Origin of the sequence: Yersinia pekkanenii (assembly GCF_001152565.1) — a bacterium.
In the GTDB taxonomy this organism is placed as follows: Bacteria; Pseudomonadota; Gammaproteobacteria; order Enterobacterales; family Enterobacteriaceae; genus Yersinia; species Yersinia pekkanenii.
On sequence record NZ_CQAZ01000093.1, the window covers coordinates 1 to 5,623 of the forward strand.

A 5,623-nucleotide genomic window follows, 5' to 3' on the forward strand; every position below is an offset into this window, starting at 1 on the left:
GATCGGGATTTGCAGCTTCATCGCTTCAATGGCATTGCGGATACCGGCCGGTGAATAGGGCGTGTCGTTGGTGTTGAAAATCATCACTAGCTCGCGCCGCAACACACCATCGGGTAGCTTGCTCCAGCGCTTGCCGCCTTCCTGCAACTCGAATTATTTAGAGTATATTTAGATAATAGATTTAGTTGCGGCCAAAACGTGATTGCTGTGATTGCGCCAGGATGGTGTAAAGCCCAACGTCTCTAGATTACTCAGTTCGACATTATCTGGGTTTCCCCAAACAGTATCAGCAATTTCCAGCAAAGATTTTCTATCACCCTGAAAACTGATCCTTTCGCCATGTTCGTTAATTTTATAATCTAACGTATGACCATCTACATTTAGAATAGTTAACTGGATACTGTCATCTTTAGACAGACCAAACAGCCAAAGTACCATCCCGCCCTCAGTCTGATAAGTATCACTTATTACAGCACCGTAGTGGTCAATAATGGCTTTATAGGTGGCAGTAGACACACCCCCGCCTTGATATTCTTGTGAGACATAAGCTGATTCAACTTGGGGTAAACGCTGGCCTAAATCCACTGGTGGGGTGAGGTCGAAAGTCAAAACATAGCTTGCTATATGCTCACCTGAAAGTATCTCTTTGATATGAAGATGGGCCATATTGCTACCATCATCTTCAAGTAATGCTTGAAAGAGGTCACCATTCGGGGTTTTAAATTCAGGCAGCCATAAAAAATGGCCGGGAGCTAAATCATTAACTTCCGGCCATTTTAATATTTTATCGTGTTCAGCAATTAAATTGGGTGACATGCAGATAGAGTTCCTTTCTTACTGAAGAACAAATCAACCGCCTTTTGTGAGAAATCGATAGAGGTATCCTGCAAATCATTCCAGAAAAAAGCTTGGTTAACTGGACGAGACTTACCGTTTTTATCAATAACGATTTCAGATACTGGGCGAATTTGTTCATAGGCAGCGGCTTTTTCCCAGCCGGTACGAACGACCATCAATAGGGGACGTTCTTTACGATTTTTCATGCTTCTCACTTCAAAGCCACCCAAAACACCAGGTACGGTAAAACACCCAATACGCTCGGTTCTGTTAGCAATAGTATGTGGCGAATGTGTGATCATATTCAGGCCCCAAACAGTGAGAATTAAGTGGTTATAGTTTAAGCGTAAAGAGGCCGGACGTCCACCCGCTTCTACTGATATCTCACGGTGTCAGCATGTTATCTACCTTTGATTCATGGGCGAAATAATTGTCTGGGAATGATGATTTTAATGGCTGAGTACATGATAAAAATGGCCTGAGGTTCCCGTGGTTTGCATGTTTTTTTAAGCTGCGCTCAGAGACACAAAATAATTTGGGGTATATGGAGAATTGAAAGAGGCAAATAATATTGCTTAACAATGTATTAGGTGTTTAATTTTGCTCCTGTAGGGACGAATTTGGGACGTTACCATCAAAAATGCTATTAATTTGCTTTGCGTGAGCACTCAAATGACGTGGCGCAAGGTATGCATACCTCTGTACCATTTCAATTGATTCCCATCCGCCCGTCTCCTGTAAAACTGTCAGTGGAACACCAGCCTGTACTAACCAGCTTGCCCAAGTATGGCGAAGGTCGTGAAAGCGGAAGTTATCTATTCCGGCCCTCTTCAATGCAAGCCTCCAAGCCGTATTGCCATCAACGCGCATTTTCCTTACTGCGGCTGACTTACTGCCGTTGGGCAATGTGCTTTCTTTCCGATGAACAAATACCCGCTTTTTGTGATTGCCAATCTGCCCTCGCAACAACCGGCACGCCGTGTCGTTGAGAGCGACGCCGATAGCCTGACCTGATTTACTTTCCTTTGGGTGTATCCATGTCACTTTGCGCTGAAGGTCTACGTCTTGCCATTGAAAATCTACTATGTTTGATCTGCGTAGCCCGGTTGCCAACGCAAACACCACGATAGATTTCAACGGTTCAGAGCATTCGTTCATCAAGCGCACAGCCTCATGAGGCTCAAGCCATCTAACTCTCTATCCCTCGCTTACAGTGTTAAGGTGCGTCCAGAGTATGCCAGCCGAAGCAATTTTCTCGTTGAGGCAGCACGTAAAGAATTACGGAAATTAGCATAATTCTTTATGTGCTGCTGCTTATGACCCCATTTCGGCGGGGCTTATTCCTTTCTATTGCATTCCCCCGTAAATATGCGTTTTTAGACTCTATTTAACATAATGGTCATTAACCGAATCGAGTGCATAATACTCATCAACCTAATGAATTAAAAGGCTTATCTTTCAGGGTTAACGACGTGGAATGTTAGAAAATTGATTGCATAAATGGTGCGTAAATCACCCTCTATTTTGTATAGGGTTTTTACCCGTCGAACTGGTTATTTCTGGATGTTTACCAAAATTAGCCCATCATTTTACGATATGCCTCGGCGGCTTCATCTGGAGTCATGTTCACAGTTTGAATTGCGCCACCGTTCGGGCCGGTCAATTCGGTTTTCTTCGGTGCCTCCCATCCGCGCATTTCAGCCAGTTGCTTGATAGCCGCTTTCGGATCATGCAGCTTAATTTTCAGTCCGTCTTTGCCAGTGGATAATTCAGCGACAGCGGCCAGGTGTTCAGGCTTAATATTCTTGGAGTCCTTAAACTTCCATGACGCCTGAAATACCGGTTGCCCGTTCTTGTCTTCACCAATCTGATAATTGCCAAACGTGGCGATGTCATGAATTGTCGTACGCCCCATCAATGTGAGTCGTTCCATCGCTTCGGTGTAGGTCATGATGGTTTTGTTGACGGTTCCCAACCCCTATTTTTAACGAGGCTTGCTTACTCACAAAACGGGCATTTTACATCCACCTTTGCCATCAAAATACTTTGGATAGAAATAGATGTTTTACCTGATAATCACCGGATTGAATACTCGACCCATTAGTGAATAAACAACACCACTATCTTATTTTAAAGAATGCACATGCATTAATTAATGCTGTTGCATTCAATCATTGCATTTGCAATATAGCCAGTAAAACCAATAATAAAAACAGTTAACAGAATTGTTCGGAATAAAAATAAAGGAGGGTAACATGCAACTAAAAGTACCCGAACCAGACAGTCTTTTAATTTGGGTTGTCATTGGTATCTTCGCCACCTGGGGAGGTGTAGTCAGATTATTACTACAAAAAACAAAATCTAAAAATCTTCGTGATAAAGCATCGGTGATATCAACACAAGTTATAGTCTCTGGATTTACTGGCATGCTTGGTGGGTTGATTAGCTTTGAGTATGGGAGTAGCCCATATATCTCCTTTGCTATGGCAGGTATATTTGGCTCATTAGGGGATACCGGCCTGCTGTATATACAGTCTTACTTTATAAAAAGAAATGGCGTAAATAAATCAACAAAGGAGAGAGGTAATGACAGTAATCTAACATAAATCATCACTTATAAATCAATCTAAACATGACCAACCACCTGTTAGGTTTTATAAAAACCTGGCGATACTGCATGTTAACCATTATTAACCACTGCTCATTGGCAATGAACCCATTGATAGGTGACCTATCTTGGTATTTATTAAATTAGCATCGTAAAAGGATAATAAAATGAAATTACATTTCAATGCTCAATTACATCGAAAATCTATGTTATGGAGTATGGGCGGATTATTAGCCTCACAGATTCTTGTTATGTTACCGGTCAACAACGCTGAAGCCCATGGCGCAGTTGGTTTTCCTATCGCCAGGCAATACCAATGCCATATAGAGCAGGGATATTGGAATAATCCTGCTGACGTTCCCAGCGCGGATTGTCGGCAAGCTATTATTAATGGCCAGCAGTTTGATAATCCACAGCTTCCCTTTACACAATGGAATGAACTGTCAGCGAATCCTAGCAATCCAAACAGCGAGGCAAGCGTACGAGCAGTTGTTCCTAATGGCTTGCTGTGCGCAGGGGGGGATCCTCAAAAAGGTGCACTCGATAGTGTACCCACTACCATGTGGCGAAAAACTGATGTGACCCCTGAAAAAGGGACGATACAACTCCGTTGGGATCTGACGACACCTCACAACCCAGCCCAAATGAAGATTTATCTTAGTAAAGCAAGCTATGATCCAACCCAACCACTACGCTGGGAAGACCTGACGCTTATTCATGATGCACTTGCCCCTGCAGCCGCATCTGGAGCCTTGGCCAATGGTACGAACGGTAATATTTATCTGATTGATATTCCAATCCCGGAAGATCGTACCGGAAATGCCATTATTTACAGTTACTGGCAACGTGACGATGCCGGCAATGAAGGCTTCTTCAACTGTAGTGATATCAATATCATCAAAGGGAGTACATCAAACTTCCCATGGATAAGTAACAGTACGTTTGTCACGCCTGGTATCTCACCGGCAGTCAATGATCAGATCCGTTTCCGTGTCATGGGCGGAGCTCAAGGTTTGGAATCTGTTGATACTCAACTATTGATCACCGCACAGAATCAAGCGCAAGGTGTTTGGTCGCAAGAGCTGGCTGCTACGTTGAATAACAAGTATTCAACCGTGGTAAAAATCGGTGTTCGCTCAGGTGATGAAATCAACTACAACAACTCGAATACTGATGTCAACAGAGTGTGGCTGAGGTCGGGTTACAGTAGTGCAATGAGCCTGATTGCTGGAACCACTGAACCTGAAAATCCACAAGCTCCGGTTGCACATATTACCGCCCCTACCAGTGTCGAAAGTAATGGCACGATTAACTTTTCCGCAAGTGGCTCTACAGGACAGTCTCTGAGCTACCAATGGGAATTCCTCAACTTCACACCAACAACGGCTACAAGCCAAAATGTTACCGCCAGGGCTGTAACCACCTCGCAAGCTTTAGTTGGAACCGCGAAACTTACCGTTACCAACGATAAGGGCATACAAAACTCGGTTGAAAAAACGATTGCTATCTCGCCATCAGGTGAAACAGAACAAACATACCCACTGTGGGATCGTAACAATGTTCTGTCATATACCGCAGGCACAACTGTCACAGGACTAGATGGTCAAGTCTGGGCTTGCAAGCCGTTCCCATTCTCGAGTTGGTGCGCTCAGGCTGTACATGCAAATTGGCTGGATAATAACTGGCCATACGCCGCAGGGAGTGCTGCTGCTGCTGCATTACCAGAAGATGGTAGGGCATGGTCGCTAGTTACAAGGTCTCATCATCATTAATCAATGTCATGCGGGTATTATTTTTAATACCCGCACTTTATATTGGATTTAGGCGTGATATTCCAAGCGATTATAGTGATCAACGTTCTGAAAATTGGTGGCGAAAGAAACTGAGCTTAAAGGCTGAAACCAATTATCAACACTTTCCCACGTTTCCGGCAAAATCTCCTGAATCACATCCCTGTTGTCAGGCATCCCGCCCAGCATAGTTAACCCATCCGCACCGACAAACCTTACTTTCACATGGATATCGGTAAATTTACGCCTGAGGTGGTTCGTTAATTCTGACGTTAGTGCGTTAGTGTAGCCAACTGGGAAGCTTTCGGCGTTATACCTAAAGCCATTGGCATCGCAGGTTATCGGTAATTTCAGGCTTAAAAGGGATAAACCAAGAAAAACCCTACAA

Annotated in this window: 6 protein-coding genes and 2 pseudogenes; 3 read left to right on the forward strand and 5 right to left on the reverse strand. The window is 43.8% G+C overall.

Annotation, left to right across the window (positions count from 1 at the left end):
- Positions 1 to 168 precede the first annotated feature (168 nt).
- The 3 genes and pseudogenes from AEP37_RS22230 to AEP37_RS22240 form a co-directional block, all read right to left on the reverse strand.
- On the reverse strand, positions 169 to 666 hold the full coding sequence (locus AEP37_RS22230; protein WP_235801427.1) for a hypothetical protein: 498 nt from the start codon (positions 664 to 666) through the stop codon (positions 169 to 171).
- Positions 667 to 800: 134 nt separating this feature from the next.
- A complete protein-coding gene (locus AEP37_RS22235) occupies positions 801 to 1,139 on the reverse strand; it encodes a hypothetical protein (RefSeq protein WP_005158316.1) in 339 nt (112 codons plus the stop codon).
- A 292-nt stretch (positions 1,140 to 1,431) separates the two neighbouring features.
- Positions 1,432 to 2,034 (reverse strand): annotated as a pseudogene (locus tag AEP37_RS22240) (integrase); the annotation flags it as partial.
- Between the two features lie 18 nt (positions 2,035 to 2,052).
- Between AEP37_RS22240 and AEP37_RS26340 the strand changes: the two are divergent.
- Positions 2,053 to 2,133: pseudogene (locus AEP37_RS26340) on the forward strand (type II toxin-antitoxin system HicB family antitoxin); the annotation flags it as partial.
- 280 nt (positions 2,134 to 2,413) lie between these two features.
- Here the strand turns inward: AEP37_RS26340 and AEP37_RS22245 are convergent.
- Entirely contained in the window at positions 2,414 to 2,752 is a 339-nt protein-coding gene (locus tag AEP37_RS22245) for a DUF1659 domain-containing protein (protein ID WP_049615374.1), read from the reverse strand.
- A 340-nt stretch (positions 2,753 to 3,092) separates the two neighbouring features.
- Here AEP37_RS22245 and AEP37_RS22250 point away from each other — a divergent pair, with 340 nt between their 5' ends.
- Both AEP37_RS22250 and AEP37_RS22255 read left to right on the forward strand, forming a co-directional pair.
- A complete protein-coding gene (locus AEP37_RS22250) occupies positions 3,093 to 3,443 on the forward strand; it encodes a phage holin family protein (protein ID WP_049615371.1) in 351 nt (116 codons plus the stop codon).
- Positions 3,444 to 3,612: 169 nt separating this feature from the next.
- A complete protein-coding gene (locus AEP37_RS22255) occupies positions 3,613 to 5,217 on the forward strand; it encodes a lytic polysaccharide monooxygenase (protein WP_049615372.1) in 1,605 nt (534 codons plus the stop codon).
- Positions 5,218 to 5,265: 48 nt separating this feature from the next.
- Here AEP37_RS22255 and AEP37_RS25400 read toward each other — a convergent pair whose 3' ends face one another.
- The gene (locus tag AEP37_RS25400) at positions 5,266 to 5,589 is read right to left on the reverse strand and encodes a DinI-like family protein (RefSeq protein WP_082170898.1); all 324 of its coding nucleotides are present in this window, start codon (positions 5,587 to 5,589) and stop codon (positions 5,266 to 5,268) included.
- Between the last annotated feature and the right edge of the window lie 34 nt (positions 5,590 to 5,623).

Excerpts from the sequence above, each read along its gene's own strand:
- AEP37_RS22230 (WP_235801427.1), bottom strand. The coding sequence starts at position 666 with ATGGCCCATCTTCATATCAAAGAGATACTTTCAGGTGAGCATATAGCA.
- AEP37_RS22235 (WP_005158316.1), bottom strand. The coding sequence starts at position 1,139 with ATGATCACACATTCGCCACATACTATTGCTAACAGAACCGAGCGTATT.
- AEP37_RS22245 (WP_049615374.1), bottom strand. The coding sequence starts at position 2,752 with ATGGGGCGTACGACAATTCATGACATCGCCACGTTTGGCAATTATCAG.
- AEP37_RS22250 (WP_049615371.1), top strand. The coding sequence starts at position 3,093 with ATGCAACTAAAAGTACCCGAACCAGACAGTCTTTTAATTTGGGTTGTC.
- AEP37_RS22255 (WP_049615372.1), top strand. The coding sequence starts at position 3,613 with ATGAAATTACATTTCAATGCTCAATTACATCGAAAATCTATGTTATGG.